This window comes from Pseudomonas sp. HR1 (assembly GCF_030175875.1).
Classification (GTDB): Bacteria; Pseudomonadota; Gammaproteobacteria; order Pseudomonadales; family Pseudomonadaceae; genus Chryseomonas; species Chryseomonas oryzihabitans.
Window position 1 is genome coordinate 328,204 of record NZ_JASNRF010000005.1, and the last position, 14,096, is coordinate 342,299.

Annotated in this window: 14 protein-coding genes and 1 tRNA gene; 10 read left to right on the forward strand and 5 right to left on the reverse strand. The window is 67.9% G+C overall.

Going from position 1 to position 14,096, the window contains the following annotated elements:
• Window positions 1–59: 59 nt before the first annotated feature.
• Both QKY98_RS19300 and QKY98_RS19305 read left to right on the forward strand, forming a co-directional pair.
• Window positions 60–491 (forward strand): LexA family protein, encoded by a 432-nt coding sequence (locus tag QKY98_RS19300; RefSeq protein WP_027598514.1) that lies wholly within the window; start codon window positions 60–62, stop codon window positions 489–491.
• Window positions 484–1,755 carry a Y-family DNA polymerase gene (locus QKY98_RS19305; RefSeq protein ID WP_284671416.1) on the forward strand — a complete coding sequence of 424 codons (1,272 nt, stop codon included), beginning with the start codon at window positions 484–486 and terminating at the stop codon, window positions 1,753–1,755. The genes QKY98_RS19300 and QKY98_RS19305 overlap by 8 nt, the downstream gene beginning before the upstream one ends.
• Window positions 1,756–1,770: 15 nt before the next feature.
• Here the strand turns inward: QKY98_RS19305 and cycA are convergent, their stop codons facing one another.
• Window positions 1,771–3,153 (reverse strand): D-serine/D-alanine/glycine transporter, encoded by a 1,383-nt coding sequence (gene cycA / locus QKY98_RS19310; RefSeq protein WP_181085785.1) that lies wholly within the window; start codon window positions 3,151–3,153, stop codon window positions 1,771–1,773.
• Window positions 3,154–3,401: 248 nt separating this feature from the next.
• On the opposite strand from cycA, the gene QKY98_RS19320 reads away from it, so the two are divergent.
• Window positions 3,402–5,579: a hybrid sensor histidine kinase/response regulator gene (locus tag QKY98_RS19320; RefSeq protein WP_350030291.1), complete on the forward strand. Its 2,178-nt coding sequence runs from the start codon at window positions 3,402–3,404 to the stop codon at window positions 5,577–5,579.
• Between the two features lie 93 nt (window positions 5,580–5,672).
• Here the strand turns inward: QKY98_RS19320 and QKY98_RS19325 are convergent.
• Window positions 5,673–5,746, reverse strand: a tRNA-Gly gene (locus QKY98_RS19325).
• A 135-nt stretch (window positions 5,747–5,881) separates the two neighbouring features.
• Here QKY98_RS19325 and QKY98_RS19330 point away from each other — a divergent pair.
• From QKY98_RS19330 to QKY98_RS19345, 4 genes are all read left to right on the forward strand, one after another.
• Window positions 5,882–6,943 (forward strand): M4 family metallopeptidase, encoded by a 1,062-nt coding sequence (locus QKY98_RS19330; protein WP_284671417.1) that lies wholly within the window; start codon window positions 5,882–5,884, stop codon window positions 6,941–6,943.
• Between the two features lie 12 nt (window positions 6,944–6,955).
• Window positions 6,956–7,291: a protealysin inhibitor emfourin gene (locus tag QKY98_RS19335; RefSeq protein ID WP_007161915.1), complete on the forward strand. Its 336-nt coding sequence runs from the start codon at window positions 6,956–6,958 to the stop codon at window positions 7,289–7,291.
• Between the two features lie 211 nt (window positions 7,292–7,502).
• Window positions 7,503–8,132, forward strand: coding sequence for a SatD family protein (locus tag QKY98_RS19340; RefSeq protein ID WP_037007319.1), 630 nt, complete (start codon window positions 7,503–7,505; stop codon window positions 8,130–8,132).
• Window positions 8,129–8,590 (forward strand): hypothetical protein, encoded by a 462-nt coding sequence (locus QKY98_RS19345; RefSeq protein ID WP_284671418.1) that lies wholly within the window; start codon window positions 8,129–8,131, stop codon window positions 8,588–8,590. The genes QKY98_RS19340 and QKY98_RS19345 overlap by 4 nt, the downstream gene beginning before the upstream one ends.
• Window positions 8,591–8,592: 2 nt before the next feature.
• Here the strand turns inward: QKY98_RS19345 and QKY98_RS19350 are convergent, their stop codons facing one another.
• Window positions 8,593–9,624 carry an MBL fold metallo-hydrolase gene (locus QKY98_RS19350; RefSeq protein ID WP_144956046.1) on the reverse strand — a complete coding sequence of 344 codons (1,032 nt, stop codon included), beginning with the start codon at window positions 9,622–9,624 and terminating at the stop codon, window positions 8,593–8,595.
• A 63-nt stretch (window positions 9,625–9,687) separates the two neighbouring features.
• Here QKY98_RS19350 and QKY98_RS19355 point away from each other — a divergent pair, with 63 nt between their 5' ends.
• Window positions 9,688–10,302: a pseudouridine synthase gene (locus QKY98_RS19355; protein ID WP_144947352.1), complete on the forward strand. Its 615-nt coding sequence runs from the start codon at window positions 9,688–9,690 to the stop codon at window positions 10,300–10,302.
• Window positions 10,303–10,311: 9 nt separating this feature from the next.
• Here QKY98_RS19355 and QKY98_RS19360 read toward each other — a convergent pair whose 3' ends face one another.
• Together QKY98_RS19360 and QKY98_RS19365 are read right to left on the reverse strand one after the other, a co-directional pair.
• Complete coding sequence (locus QKY98_RS19360) at window positions 10,312–11,277, reverse strand: methyl-accepting chemotaxis protein (RefSeq protein ID WP_042136821.1); 966 nt, start codon at window positions 11,275–11,277, stop codon at window positions 10,312–10,314.
• 62 nt (window positions 11,278–11,339) lie between these two features.
• Window positions 11,340–11,939 carry a LysE/ArgO family amino acid transporter gene (locus QKY98_RS19365; protein ID WP_007161919.1) on the reverse strand — a complete coding sequence of 200 codons (600 nt, stop codon included), beginning with the start codon at window positions 11,937–11,939 and terminating at the stop codon, window positions 11,340–11,342.
• A 99-nt stretch (window positions 11,940–12,038) separates the two neighbouring features.
• Here QKY98_RS19365 and QKY98_RS19370 point away from each other — a divergent pair, with 99 nt between their 5' ends.
• Both QKY98_RS19370 and QKY98_RS19375 read left to right on the forward strand, forming a co-directional pair.
• Window positions 12,039–12,926, forward strand: coding sequence for a LysR family transcriptional regulator ArgP (locus QKY98_RS19370; RefSeq protein ID WP_027598524.1), 888 nt, complete (start codon window positions 12,039–12,041; stop codon window positions 12,924–12,926).
• 81 nt (window positions 12,927–13,007) lie between these two features.
• Complete coding sequence (locus QKY98_RS19375; RefSeq protein WP_284671419.1) at window positions 13,008–13,952, forward strand: NAD-dependent epimerase/dehydratase family protein; 945 nt, start codon at window positions 13,008–13,010, stop codon at window positions 13,950–13,952.
• Window positions 13,953–14,096: the final 144 nt, after the last annotated feature.

Sequence of the window (14,096 nt, forward strand, 5' to 3'; positions counted from 1 at the left end):
CAACACGGCAGCTGCGGATAACTGTATAAATAGACAGTTATCCGCAGGAGCGCCTTGTCATGTCCGTTACCGTCCTGGGTTGCCTGGAATCGTCCGACACCCGGCTGCCGCTCTATGATTTTCGCCTGCCGTGCGGCTTCCCGTCGCCGGCCCAGGATCATCTGGAGCGCCAGGTCTCGCTGGACGAGCTGGTCGACCTGCGCGCGCCCCACACCTATGTCATCCAGGTCAGTGGCGACAGCATGACCGGCGCCGGCATCTTTGCCGGCGACCTGGTGATCGTCGATCGCGCCCGGCCGGCACGGGTCGGCGACATCGTGGTGGCGGTGCGCGATCGCGAACCCACCCTCAAGCGCCTCGGTCGGCGCGGCGCCAATTTCGTCCTGCTGGCGGAAAATCCCGCCTATGCCCCCCTGGTCATCGGCGAGCGCGACGACTTCGAGGTCTGGGGCGTGGCCACCCACAGCCTGAGGCGTTTCGGCCATGGCTGAGTCGGTGCTGGCGCTGATCGACTGCAACGCCTTCTATTGCAGTTGCGAGCGGGTTTTCCGCCCCGATCTCGCCGGGCGCCCGGTGGTGGTGCTGTCCAACAATGACGGCTGCGTGATCGCCCGTTCGCCCGAGGCCAAGCGCCTGGGCATCGCCATGGCGGCGCCCTGGTTCCAGGTGCGCGAACTGGCCCGGCGCGGCGAAGTGACGGCCTTCAGTTCCAACTATGCCCTCTATGGCGATCTCAGCGACCGGGTGATGCGCACCCTGGCGACCCTGGTGCCGCGCCTGGAGCGCTACAGCATCGACGAGGTGTTCGCCGATCTGGCCGGCCTGCCCGAACCCCTGGACGCCCTCGGCCATCGCCTGCAGGCCCGGGTGCAGAAGTGGACGGGCATCCCGGTCAGCGTCGGCATCGCTGGCACCAAGACCCTGGCCAAGCTGGCCAACGCCGCCGCCAAGCGCTGGCCGGAGCGCACCGGCGGGGTGCTGGATCTGCGCGATCCGGCGGTGCATGACTGGGTGCTCAGGCATTCGCCCATCGAAGACGTCTGGGGCGTCGGCCGGCGCCTGGCCGCGCGGCTGCGCGGGGAGGGGGTCAGCACGGCCTGGGACTTGGCCGGGCAGGACGCCTGGTCGCTGCGCCAGCGCTACAGCGTGGTGCTGGAAAAGACCGCGCGGGAATTGCGCGGTCTGGCCTGCCTGAGCCTGGAGGAAGTGGAAGCGCCCCGGCAGACCATCTGCTGCAGTCGCATGTTCGGTCGCCGCCAGTATCAGTTCGGCGCCCTGGCCGAGGCGGTGGCCAGCTACACCGCGCGGGCTGCGGAAAAGCTGCGCGCCCAGGGCTCGCTCTGTCGCACCCTGAGGGTCAGTATCCAGACCGGCATGCACGGCGCCGACGAAGGCCGCTACGCCAATGCCGCCCTGCTCAACCTGCCGGTGCCCAGCGACGACACCCGGGTGCTCAACGACCAGGCCCAGGCGGGCCTGCGCGAGATCTTTCGCGACGGCTTCGGCTACGCCAAGGCCGAGGTGCTGCTGCTCGATCTCTGCGGCCGTAGCGAGGTGGCGGCGGATCTCTTCGCCGCCGCCCCGGATCCGGCCGCGGCCCGGCTGATGGCGACCCTGGACGCCATCAACAGCCGGTTCGGTCGCGAGACCCTGAGACCGGCGCGGATCCCGCGCGATCCCGCCTGGCAGATGCGCCGCGACCTGCTCAGCCCGCGCTACACCACCCGGCTCGATGAACTCTGGACGCTGGGCTGAGCGGCCAGCGTCCGGCTAGCCGGCGCGTAGCGCCCGCCGCCCGCGCCACCAGTAGCCCACCCCCAGCAGCAGGAACCACAGCGGACTGGCGAGCAGCGCCTGGCGGGTGTCGTCCTGCAGGGTCAGCAGCACCAGCACCGCGGCGAAGAAGGCCAGCACCCCGTAGCACACCCAGCGCCCGCCGGGCAGGCGGAAGGCCGAGGCGGCATGGCGCTCCGGACGGTTGCGGCGGTAGGCCAGCCAGGCCAGCAGGATCAGCGACCAGACGAACATGAACAGCACCGCGGCCAGGGTGGTGACCAGGGTGAAGGCGGTGACCAGGTTGGGAATCAGGTAGATCAGCACCGTACCCAGCAGCAGGCACAGGCAGGACAGCACCAGGCCGCGCGCCGGCACCGCCGCCCGCGAGAGGCGGGTGAGGCCGCGTGGCGCATGGCCTTCCCGGGCCAGGCCATAGAGCATCCGGCTGGTGGAGAAGATGCCGCTGTTGGCCGAGGAGGTGGCGGAGGTCAGCACCACGAAATTGATCAGGCTGGCGGCCATGGGCACGCCGGCCAGCACGAAGAGTTCGACGAAGGGACTCTTGTCCGGCACCACCTGGCGCCAGGGCGTCACCGCCATGATCACCACCAGCGCCAGCACATAGAACACCAGGATGCGCACCGGAATGGAGTTGATCGCCCGCGGCAGGTTGCGCCGCGGATCGGCGGTCTCGGCGGCAGTGGTGCCCACCAGCTCGATACCGACGAAGGCGAAGACGGCGATCTGGAAACCGGCGAAGAAGCCGCCCAGCCCCATGGGAAAGACGCCGCCGTCGTTCCACAGGTTGGCGAGGCTGGCGACGTTGCCCGAGGGCGACTGGAAGCCCCAGAGCACCAGGCCGAATCCGGTGACGATCAGGGCGCAGATGGCGACGATCTTGATCAGCGCGAACCAGAATTCCAGTTCGCCGAACAGCCGCACCGTGACCAGATTCAGACCCAGCAGGAGCAGCACGCAGAGCAGCGCCGGGATCCAAGGCGCAAGGCTGGGAAACCAGAACTGGGCATAGGCGGCGATGGCGATGACATCGGCGATGGCGGTGACGATCCAGCAGAACCAGTAGGTCCAGCCACAGAAGAAGCCGGCCCAGGGCCCGAGCAGATCGGTGCAGAAGTCGATGAAGGACTTGTACTCCAGATCCGACAGCAGCAATTCGCCCAGGGCGCGCATGACAAAGAACAGGGCGCTGCCGATGATCAGATAGACCAGCAGGATCGAGGGGCCGGCCAGGGCGATGGTCTTGCCCGAGCCCATGAACAGGCCGGTGCCTATGGCGCCGCCGATGGCGATCAGTTGCAGATGGCGATTGGACAGGCTGCGTTGCAGCCCCTCGGGCGGGGTGGGAGACGCGGACATGACGAGCGGATACCTGACAGCGACAGCGGGGGCCACACGGTAAGAGATGCACGGCGCCGGTGCCAGTCGTTTCACCGGGACAGCATGCCGCAGGCCCGGTCCCGCCTCGGGTGGGCAGGGCGGCGCCAGCGATGGATCGCGGTACTGGCAGGGGCCTTGCGTACCTGCCTATCATGGGCATCCGGGCGCCTCGCGGCAGGCCCGGACGGCCACGAGATCCCTCCGTGCCTCTGCCAGTGAGTCGTCCCTTGTCCTATCTCGAAAGTTTCGCCTGGGAAACCACGCCACTGGGCGCGCGCGCCAGCTGGCCCGTGGCCCTTCGGACCACCTACGACCTGCTCATGGCGTCTCCCTTCGCCATGTGCGCCACCTGGGGCGCCGAGCAGACACTGATCTACAACCAGGCCTACGCCCCCTTTCTCGGCGCCCGCCATCCGGCCGCCCTGGGGCAGCCGATCGACGAGGTCTGGGCGGAATTGTGGGACGAGATCGCGCCGCTGATCGCGCGGACGCTGGCCGGCGAGGCGCTGCACTTCGTCGACAAGCACTTCGTGATGACCCGCAACGGCTATCCCGAGGACACCTACTGGAGCTTTTCCTATAGCCCGCTGCGCGATGGCGAGCGCATCGTCGGCATGCTCAACATCACCACCGAGACCACCGCCAGTGTTCAGGCCCACCGTCAGCGCGATGTGGCCGAGGCCGCCCTGCGGCGGCACAACCTGACCCTCGAACAGGAGCTTTCCGCACGCATCGACGAGCTCGACAGCGCCCGCGCCGCGGAGAGCAGCGTGCTGGCCGCCGCCGAGCGCGTGCAGCTGGCCCTCGCCGCCGGCGCCATCATCGGCACCTGGTACTGGGATCTGCCCACCGACAGATTCACCGTCGACGAGGCTTTCGCCATCAACTTCGGCCTCGACCCGGCCCTGGGGCGCGATGGCCTGAGCCTGGCGCAAGTGGTGGCCACCGTCCATCCGGACGACCAGGCCGGCCTGGCCGCGGCCATCGCCGACGTCATCGGCCGTGGTGGCCGCTATGCCCACCAGTACCGGGTCCGCCGCAGTGACGGCCGCTACTACTGGCTGGAGGCCAACGGCCACGTCGAACTGGCGCCGGATGGCACCCCGCTGCGCTTTCCCGGCGTGCTGCTGGACGTGGACGCCCGCCGGGCCCTGGCCGACGAGCGCGACCGCGCCCTGGCGGACCTGCGGGACCTGACCGCCACCCTCGAGCAGCGGGTCGAAGAGCGCACCGAAGAATTGCGCCGCTCGGAAGAGGCCCTGCGTCAGTCGCAGAAGATGGAAGCCGTGGGGCAACTCACCGGCGGCCTGGCCCACGATTTCAACAACCTGCTCGCCGGGATCTCGGGCAGCCTCGACCTCATGAGCCTGAGAATTGGCCAGGGGCGCTTCACCGAGCTGGAAAAATACCTGACGGCTGCCCAGAGCAGCGCCAAGCGCGCCGCGGCCCTGACCCACCGGCTGCTGGCCTTCGCCCGCCGCCAGACCCTGGCCCCGGAAGCCACCGAGGTCAACCAACTGGTAGGCGGCCTGCTCGACCTGGTGCAGCGCACCGTGGGACCGGCCATCCAGGTGCAATTCAGCAGCCTGCCGGACGACCAGCCCCTGCTGGTGGACCAGTCCCAGCTGGAGAACGCCCTGCTCAACCTGTGCATCAACGCCCGCGACGCCATGCCCAAGGGCGGGCGCATCCTCATCGCCGCCAGTCATCGCACCCTTGGCGAAGCGGATACCCGCGACTTCGAACTGGCCCCCGGGCGTTATCTGCATCTGAGCGTGACCGACAGCGGCAGCGGCATGACGCCGGAAGTCGCCGCCAAGGCCTTCGAGCCCTTCTTCACCACCAAGCCCATGGGGCAGGGCACAGGCCTGGGGCTGTCGATGATCTATGGCTTCGCCCGCCAGTCTGGCGGCCAGCTGCGGCTGCGCTCGACACCCGGCGAAGGCACCACCGTCTGCCTGTACCTGCCCCTGCGACCGGTGGAGCGGCCGTGCGGCTCGCCTCTGGCAGACGGTCAGCCCTGTCTGCTGGAGGGCGCCAATGCCACGGTGCTGGTGGTCGACGACGAACCCACGGTGCGCATGCTGGTGACCGATCTGCTGCGCGAACTGGGCTACGTCATCATCGAGGCCGCCGATGGCGCCGGCGGCCTGGAGGTGCTGCACTCCGATGCGCGCATCGATCTGCTGGTCACCGACGTCGGCCTGCCCGGCGGCATGAACGGCCGCCAGCTGGCCGACGCCGCCCGCGTCCGCCGCCCGGCGCTCAAGGTGCTGTTCATCACCGGCTTCGCCGAAACCTCGCTGCTCAGCGACGGCCACCTGGAACCGGGCATGGCGATCCTGACAAAGCCCTTCGCGGTCGAGGCCCTGGCGCAGCGGGTGAAGGGGCTGGTGGCGGGGTAGGTTTCGCGCGCGAAACCCCTTTGGCAGGGCCCGGAAACGCAACGGCCCCCAATCAGCGTGTCCGCAAGGACTGATTGGAGGCCGTCTGGAATCTGGAGCGGGCGAAGGGAATCGAACCCTCGTCATGAGCTTGGGAAGCTCAGGTAATGCCATTATACGACGCCCGCGTGGGGTGCCTTTGTACCAGAAGCCTGCCTCCGGGTGAAGAGGCGGGAGCCGTCTGGTCGTTTCGTGGTCCAAGAAACACGGACCGCACGCTGCGGTGATCGGGGACCTTTGTCCCCCAGAGGAGGAGGGCGCGCATGTCTTGTAACCCGGGCACCTACCAGGGGGTGATTCCCCCCTACATTCTTGGTCGCATCATCGATCATGGCGACGAACACCAGCGTTCCTGCGCCCTGACCACCCTGAGTCACGTCCAGAGTCTGCTGCACAATCCCGGTCGCCCCGGCGTGCGCCAGGCACCGGTCGGGCCGCTGCCGCGTACCGATGACGCCAGTCCGCAGCGCAGCATCTTCGATGCCGGCAACGCCATGCAGCTGCCCGGGCGTCTGGTGCGTCAGGAAGGGCAGCCGGCACTGAGCGATGTGGCGGTGGACGAGGCCTACGACTACCTGGGTGCCACCTTCAGATTCTTCAGCGAGGTGTTCGGGCGCAATTCCATCGATGGCCAGGGCCTGCCGCTGGCCGGTACCGTCCACTATGGCCAGGAATACCAGAACGCCTTCTGGAACGGCGAGCAGATGGTGTTCGGCGATGGCGACGGCGAGATCTTCAACCGCTTCACCATCGCCCTGGACGTCATCGCCCACGAACTGGTGCATGGCGTCACCGAGAGCGAGGCGGGACTGGTGTACTTCAACCAGTCCGGCGCGCTCAACGAATCGGTCTCCGACGTCTTCGGCATCCTGGTCAAGCAGTACCAGCTCAAGCAGACCGCCGCCGAGGCGGACTGGATCATCGGCGCCGGGCTGCTGACCAAGAAGATCAACGGCAAGGGCCTGAGGTCCATGGCCGAGCCGGGCACCGCCTACGACGATCCGACCCTGGGCAAGGACCCCCAGCCCGGGCATATGCGCGACTATATCGAGACCCGCGAAGACAACGGCGGTGTCCACCTCAACTCGGGCATTCCCAACCGGGCCTTCTATCTGGCGGCGATGGCCCTGGGTGGCTACGCCTGGGAAAAGGCCGGGCCGATCTGGTACGACACCCTGTGCGACAGTCGCCTGGCCAACGATGCGGATTTCGCCGCCTTCGCCCGTCTGACCGTCTCCAATGCCGGTCGCCGTTTCGGCGCCGAGTCGGCGGAGGTGCGTGCGGTCGAAGAGGCCTGGGCCGGCGTGGGCGTCACTCTCATCTAGAGGAGCAGGGCAATGCGCGAACTTCCCCCGCTGGGCAAGGACACCGTGGTGCGACTCTCGCGACAGGGCGGCTTCGCGCCCCTGCACGCGCTGAGCAAGCCGCGGGAGATCGAATTCGGCCAGTACGACAGCGCCCAGCGCGGGCGCATCTGCTCGGTGCTGGAACGCTGCCTGCCGGAATCCGGCGAACCGACCCAGGTCGGGCGGGGCGATCAGCGCTACTTCAAGGTGGAATTGCGCTTCCGTCCCCAGCCCGCCGAGCAGCAGGACGAACTGACCCTGCTGATTCCCGAGGACCGCGCGCCCAGTGAGCTGGTACGACTCTGGGACAAGGGGCTGGTGGAATAACCTGAATTAATGGGCGGGAGCAGCGAGGTGTTGAGGGCATCCTCAAGCGTCCTGGCTGCTTTTGTCTCTTGCCCTGCTGATTACTGATGACATTTAGCGCTAGGCGAGTCGCACCGTTTTTGGGTAAAAAGAAGCGATTGACCCTTTTATGGTTACATCGCGAAAAATGACCCCAAAACAGGAAATAACTGCCAGGACACTCGCGGTAGTAATGGGCGACCTGGTGCATAGCGAGCACGCTGCCGATATCGCGCAGTTACACAAGGCTTTCAATGAAGCGGTCGTGCAGTGCAACAGGCGTTATGCCGACGTCCTGGCATCACCGTTGACCATCACCCTTGGAGACGAATTTCAGGGCTTGGTGACGTCCCTGAATGCCGGCGCTCGGCTGTTGCGTGACATCAGGCTGGATCTCCTGCAGCGTGGTATCGATTGCCGTTTCGTGCTGGGGCTGGCCCGGATAGAAACGGCTGTGAATCCGCAGCAGGCCTGGAACATGATGGGGCCGGGTCTTAGCCGCAGTCGGCACAAGCTAAACGAAAAGCGCGCGCTCTGCCGCTATGGTTTCTCGCTGCCTCAGGAGCCGCTGTTGGAGACCACTCTCGATGCACTAGGGGTTGGCTTGACGGTTATCGAGAAGGGTTGGACACAACGTCAATTGAGCGACATCGCGGCACTGTTGAACGGACAGTTACCCGCGGAGCTGGCAGAGCAGCGTCAGGTGTCGGTCCATAGCATCTACAAGGTACGCACCTCCGGTCACTTCGACGCCTATAGCCAACAGTGGAATGCCGTGCTGGAAGTGCTGGCGGATCTGGATCGCAGGGAGGCTGAGCAATGAACGGGTTGCTGCAAGGATTGCATGCACTGGCCTATACGCTCTTCGCCTTGGCCCTGTTGACCGAGCTTGGCAATGTCTTGTGTCGCAGGATGCTCATCCGCATGACACGGCCAAGAATGCCAGGCGCGTCCAGCGATGGCGCCTTTTCCGCGGGACGCCTCATCGGCTGGCTCGAACGTCTGGTGTTGGCTGCGGGACTGCTAAGCAACAGCTGGGAAATCCTCGCGGCGGTGATAGCGCTAAAGACCGTCGCTCGCTTCAAGGAGCTGGATCAGCGGGACTTTGCCGAATACTTTCTGGTCGGCTCGCTGTTCAGCATTCTCTGGGCCATCGTGATTACCGAGGCCTGGATGCTTTATGACCAGCATTGGGGAGTCGGTATGAGAGCCACCCTGATGGATTGGCTCAGCGCCTCCTCCTTGCCACCTTTGATCGAAGCAGCAAAGGTCGGCGGCTGACCTCAGGGCACCGACCAGATCTCGCCCGGTGCCAGTGTCCGGAACGCCTCGTCCGCCAGGCCATGCAGGGCGCGGGCGTGGGCCAGGTCGCGGGGCGGGGCGAACTGTTCTTCGTCGCTCAGGGAAAAGGTGCCGAAGTGGATGCCCAGGCTGCTGACGGCGCCCAGCGCCTGATGAGCACGTACCGCATCGTCGGGATTCAGATGGCTGTCCCGCATGAACCAGCGCGGTTCATAGGCGCCGATGGGCAGGGCGGCGAAGCGTGGCGCGCCCAGGCGTTCGCGGATCTGCGCGAAGTGCGGGCCCCAGCCGGTATCACCGGCGAAATAGACCGGTCCGGTCGGCGCTTCCAGTACGAAGCCGCCCCACAACCGGCGGTTGGTGTCGAAGCGACTGCGCGCCGACCAGTGCTGGCCCGGCACCAGGTGCAGGCGCACGCCGTCCTTGAGCGGCAGGCTCTGCCACCAGTCCAGTTCGCTGACGGTGACGAAACCGGTCTCGCGGCGGATCAGCTCGGCATTGCCGAGGGGCGTCACCACCGGCGTCAGGGGCGCGCGCTCGGCCAGGCGCCGCAGCGTCGCCAGATCCATATGGTCGTAGTGACTGTGGCTGACGAAGATCAAGTCCAGCGGCGGCAGGTCGTCCAGGGCCACGCCCGGCGCGTGATAGCGTCGCGGACCAATGAAGCTGAAGGGACTGACCCGCTCCGACCACACCGGATCGGCGAGGATGTTGAGACCCTGATGCTGGATCAGCAGGGTGGCATGATTGACGAAGGTCACCCGCAATTCGCCACCCTCGACCCGGGCCACTGGCCGCGTCGGTACGGCCGGCCCGTCCTGCCAGGTCCACTCGGGACGGGTGCGGGTGAACTGCCATTTCAGCAGGGTCCAGAGGCTCTTGTCTTCGCGCGGCGCCAGGTTGTGAAAGCGCTCGCCGTCGAAGTGATCGGAGCGCGGACCCTCGTAGGCGGAGGAGGCGCAACCGGCCAGGGTCAGCAGGTGGATCAGCCACAGCGGACGAAAGATGCGCATGGGACCTCGGACGAATAGACTGGGCGGTCCAGATTACCCTTTGGCTAGCCGCCGTCGATCCCCATGTCGCGAAATACCCGTTCCACCCCCGGCCAGCGTCCGCGTCGCCAGGCCAAGGCACCGCCGGTCACGCCGCGGTTGCTGCTGCTCAACAAGCCCTTCGACGTGCTCACCCAGTTCGCCGACGCCGACGGCCGCGCGACCCTCAAGGCCTATGTCGAGGTGCCGGGCGTCTATCCCGCTGGCCGCCTGGATCGCGACAGCGAAGGCCTGCTCCTGCTGACCAACGATGGCCAGTTGCAGGCGCGCATCGCCGATCCCAGGCACAAGCTGCCCAAGACCTACTGGGCCCAGGTGGAGGGCACACCTGGAGAAGAGCAGCTGCAGCGCCTGCGCCAGGGCGTCGAACTGAATGACGGCCCCACGCTGCCGGCCGAGGCGCGCCTGCTGGCGGAGCCGCCGGCGCTCTGGGAGCGCGATCCGCCGGTGCGCTTTCGCAAGAGCGTGCCGACCGCCTGGATCGAGCTGACCATTCGCGAAGGGCGCAATCGCCAGGTGCGGCGCATGACCGCCGCGGTGGGCCTGCCGACCCTGCGCCTGGTGCGCGTCCGCATCGGCCCCTGGACCCTGGACGATCTGGCGCCGGGCGCGTGGCGCGAGGTGCCGGCGCAGCTCTAGCGGCGGAGCTCAGTCCTGCCGCTGGCTGGCGGCCTCCTCTAGATCGCCGGCGATGTCGGCGAGGCGGCGGCTGACGTCCTTGAGCACCTGCGGATCGACCTCTCGCGGCGGCTGGCCCGGCTCGGTCACCAGCTGATTGGCCAGCAGCGCGCTCAGGGCGCCCACCTCGCCGGCCTGGTGGCGCAGGTCGTGGGTGTGCTGCACGGCGGCGTCGCGCAGGAGATTGGTGCTGAGGACCAGGCGCCCCATTTCGTCATCGCGGCCGCCGGGCAGGCGCTCGCCGAAACGCCCGCGCGCCAGCAGCCCCAGTTGCCGGGCGCAGGCCACCAGCGGATCCACCAGCCGCCGCTCCACCAGCCGTATCCCGAGGAACAGCAGGCCGCCGCCACAGAGCAGCAGGGCGAGGCCGGCGAGCAGGATGTCGCGCTGCGCCTCGGCGCGGATGGCGGCGATCTGCGCGGCGGTGCGTCCGTGCAGGTCGTCGACCAGGGCGGCGAAGCCCTCGGCGGTCTCGCGGTCGATACCACGGACCTCGGCATCGCCGCGACGCGGATCGCGATCATGGGCGAGATAGGCGGCCTGGCCGGCGCGATAGCGCTCGCCCAGGCGTTGGTGCTGGGCCCGCAGCGCCTGGAGCCGCGGTTGCAGATCGGGATCGACGCTGCCGGTCAGTTGCTGCAGACGCCGGTCGACCTCCGCCTCGCGGGTCAGGAAGGCCTGCCAGTAGCGCTCGGCCGTCGTGGCATCGCCGCCGCGCAGAAGAAAATTCTTCCACTCCTGGACCTGGATCTTGAAGATCAGGTGGGTGTCGTCAATCTCCACCAGGCGCTCCAGCGGGCCTTCGATCAGGTGCTGGTAGCGATGCAACTCGCGGGAGAGCAGGCCGAAGCCGGCCAGGGCGATCAGCAGCATCAGCAGCAGGCTGCCGCCGAACAGGAGCAGGCTCTGACTGCGGAGCGAGCGGGCGAAGGGCATGAGGACTCTCGACAGGAAACGCAGAGCCGCAGCTTAGGGCGCTCGCCCGGGGAAGGCCAGCCTCAGGTCGAGACCAGCAACTGGGCGGCGACGGCGAACATCACCCCGGCCACCAGCAGATCGATCAACCGCCACACCCCTGGGCGGGCCAGGTAGGGCGCGGCCCAGGCGGCGCCTAGGGCGAGGCCGAAGAACCACAGCATGGAGGCCGTGGCCGCGCCGAACACATAGGCCAGGGGCGCGGCCTGCTGGCTGCCCAGGGAGCCCACCAGCAGCACCGTGTCCAGATAGACATGGGGATTGAGCAGCGAGACCGCCGCGGCGGCGAGCAGCGCCTGCCGCCTGCTGCGTGGCTCCGCCGCGGCCAGGGTGCCCATGGCTGCCGGCCGCCAGGCCCGACGCAATGCCTGGGCGCCATACCAGAGCAGAAAGGCCGCGCCGCCCCAGCGCAGGATATCCACCAGCAACGGACTGTGCTGGATCAGCGCGGCCAGGCCCAGTACCCCGGCGGCCACCAGAATCACGTCGCAGGTAAGGCAGAAGGCGGCGATGGCCAGATGGTGCTCGCGGCGCAGCCCCTGGGCCAGCAGATAGGTGTTCTGCGCGCCCAGCGCCATGATGAGACTGGCCATGGTCAGGAGGCCGGTGACGTAGCTGTTCATTGCGGAAGTGGTGCCCTGTCGTGCTGGATTGGCTGCCACCTTGCCGCGTCCAGGTGTATAAGAAAAACCAATATTCCTTATGCAGCATTAGCTGAATCGATGATCGACTACAAGTTGCTGGAAGCCCTGGCAGTGGTGGTGGAAGAGGGCGGTTTCGAGCGGGCGGCGCGGCGCCTGGGGCTGTCGCAATCGGCGGTGTCCCAGCGCATCAAGCTGCTCGAAGCCCGGGTCGGCCAGGCGGTGCTGGTGCGGGAGACACCCCCGCAGCCGACGGCGCCGGGTCTGCGGCTGTTGCGCCATATCCAGCAGGTGCGGCTGCTGGAAGCCGATCTGGGCAGCGAGGTGCCGGGTCTGGCCGAAGAGGCGCCGCAGCGCCTGCGCATCGCCCTTAACGCCGACAGCCTGGCCAACTGGTGGCCGCTGGCGGTCGGCCCCTGGGTCCGGGCACAGCGGGTGTTGCTGGATCTGGTGGTGGAAGACCAGGACGTGGTGCTCCGACGGATGCGCGCCGGCGAGGTGGCGGCCTGCCTCTGCGCCAACGGCCAGCCGCTGGCCGGCGCACGGGTCAGCGCCCTGGGCGCCATGCGCTACAGGGCCCTGGCCAGTCCGGAATTCCGCGCTCGGCAACTGGCCGCATTGCCGGATCCCCAGGCCCTGGCACGGGCGCCGGCCATCGTCTTTGGCCCGGATGATCGCCTGCAGCATCGCTATCTGGAGCAGCTCGGCGTCACCCAGACCTTCGACTACCACCTCTGTCCTTCCGCCGAGGGCTTTCTGCAGATGACCCTGGGTGGCATCGGCTGGGGTCTCCTGCCGGATATCCAGAGTGCGACCGCCCGGGCGCGGGGCGCGCTGGTGGATCTGGCGCCCGGTCACTGGGTGGACGTGCCGCTGTTCTGGCATCACTGGCGCAATGGCGGCGCCGCCTTGCAGGCACTCACCCGGCACCTCGAACAGGTCGCCGGCCAGTGGCTGGTGCGCGACTAGCGGCGCCTGTCGAAGGCTTTGGTTACACTGGCGGATGGGTCGCCCCGGGCGACCGCGGACAGCTTCGGGAATCCCAGCGACATGCGTATCTTGATCACGGGCGCCAGCGAGCCGCTCGGTGCGGGCCTGGCCTGCGACCTGCTCGACCGCGGCCAACTGGTGCGGGTGCACGGCCGCCCCGGCGCGACCCTGGACGCCCTGGTCGAGCGCGGCGCCGACTATCACCCGGCCTTGCTCGACCAGCCCGCGCAGGTGGTGGCGCTGTGCGACGACATCGATGCCATCGCCCACTGTACCGATGTGGCCGGCGTGCCGAGCGCGGCCGATCTCGACCACGGCCAGGTGCTGATCGAAGCCGCGCTGCAGCAGCAGGTCGCGCAATTCGTCTATGTCTCGTCCGCCCGCGTCTACGAGCGGGGCGGCGAAGCGCTCAAGGAAGACCAGGTGCCGGCCAAGCCCGCCAGCCGCGAGGCCCAGCGCCGGCTGCAACTGGAGCGCCTGGCGCTGGCCGCCGGCGAATTCGGCCCCCAGGTCACGGTGTTGCGGCCGGCCCAGGTGCTCGGCCTGGCCGATCGCGACTGGGCGCGCTGGTTGCTGGAAAGGGCCAAGGCCAGGCAGCTGGGCCGCAGCGGCAACGGCCTCAATCGCTGGGACTTCACCAGCGCCGGCAATCTGCGCAAGGCCCTGGTGACCTTGTTGCTCAGGCAGCCGGCCGCCACCCAGGGCAAGGTCTTCAACCTCAGCGATGGCCAACCGCTGGTGTGCTGGGATGCGATCAACTTCCTGCTGCGGCGCTTCGAGCTGCCGCCGGTGGTCGAGCGCAAGGCCTTCGATCCCCGGCGTCTCTATGCCCGCCTGCGTACCCCGGGTCACGAGTCGCGCTGGCCCGACCTGCTCGACAGCCCCTTCACCCTGGATATCCGCGCCGCCCAGGAGGCCTTCGGCTACCTGCCCGAGGCCAGCTCCTGGAACGCCCTGGAAGAATATCGCCCGCGGGCGCCCCAGGCCCGCAGCGGCCCGGTCTAGCGCCGCACCAAAGGCACTCGGGATATGGCATGCTGGCGCTTTGCTATCGGCGCAGACTGCGTTTCCGCGCACGCTCCCGGGGTGAATCCGTCTGCGCACGGCCTCGCGTCGGCGCCGACGGCCGTTATACTGGCCGCGATTTCG

Bases quoted from the DNA above. Each gene is read 5' to 3' on its own strand.
- QKY98_RS19300 (WP_027598514.1), top strand. From the start codon at position 60: ATGTCCGTTACCGTCCTGGGTTGCCTGGAATCGTCCGACACCCGGCTG.
- QKY98_RS19305 (WP_284671416.1), top strand. From the start codon at position 484: ATGGCTGAGTCGGTGCTGGCGCTGATCGACTGCAACGCCTTCTATTGC.
- cycA (WP_181085785.1), bottom strand. From the start codon at position 3,153: ATGTCCGCGTCTCCCACCCCGCCCGAGGGGCTGCAACGCAGCCTGTCC.
- QKY98_RS19330 (WP_284671417.1), top strand. From the start codon at position 5,882: ATGTCTTGTAACCCGGGCACCTACCAGGGGGTGATTCCCCCCTACATT.
- QKY98_RS19335 (WP_007161915.1), top strand. From the start codon at position 6,956: ATGCGCGAACTTCCCCCGCTGGGCAAGGACACCGTGGTGCGACTCTCG.
- QKY98_RS19340 (WP_037007319.1), top strand. From the start codon at position 7,503: ATGGGCGACCTGGTGCATAGCGAGCACGCTGCCGATATCGCGCAGTTA.
- QKY98_RS19345 (WP_284671418.1), top strand. From the start codon at position 8,129: ATGAACGGGTTGCTGCAAGGATTGCATGCACTGGCCTATACGCTCTTC.
- QKY98_RS19350 (WP_144956046.1), bottom strand. From the start codon at position 9,624: ATGCGCATCTTTCGTCCGCTGTGGCTGATCCACCTGCTGACCCTGGCC.
- QKY98_RS19355 (WP_144947352.1), top strand. From the start codon at position 9,688: ATGTCGCGAAATACCCGTTCCACCCCCGGCCAGCGTCCGCGTCGCCAG.
- QKY98_RS19360 (WP_042136821.1), bottom strand. From the start codon at position 11,277: ATGCCCTTCGCCCGCTCGCTCCGCAGTCAGAGCCTGCTCCTGTTCGGC.
- QKY98_RS19365 (WP_007161919.1), bottom strand. From the start codon at position 11,939: ATGAACAGCTACGTCACCGGCCTCCTGACCATGGCCAGTCTCATCATG.
- QKY98_RS19370 (WP_027598524.1), top strand. From the start codon at position 12,039: ATGATCGACTACAAGTTGCTGGAAGCCCTGGCAGTGGTGGTGGAAGAG.
- QKY98_RS19375 (WP_284671419.1), top strand. From the start codon at position 13,008: ATGCGTATCTTGATCACGGGCGCCAGCGAGCCGCTCGGTGCGGGCCTG.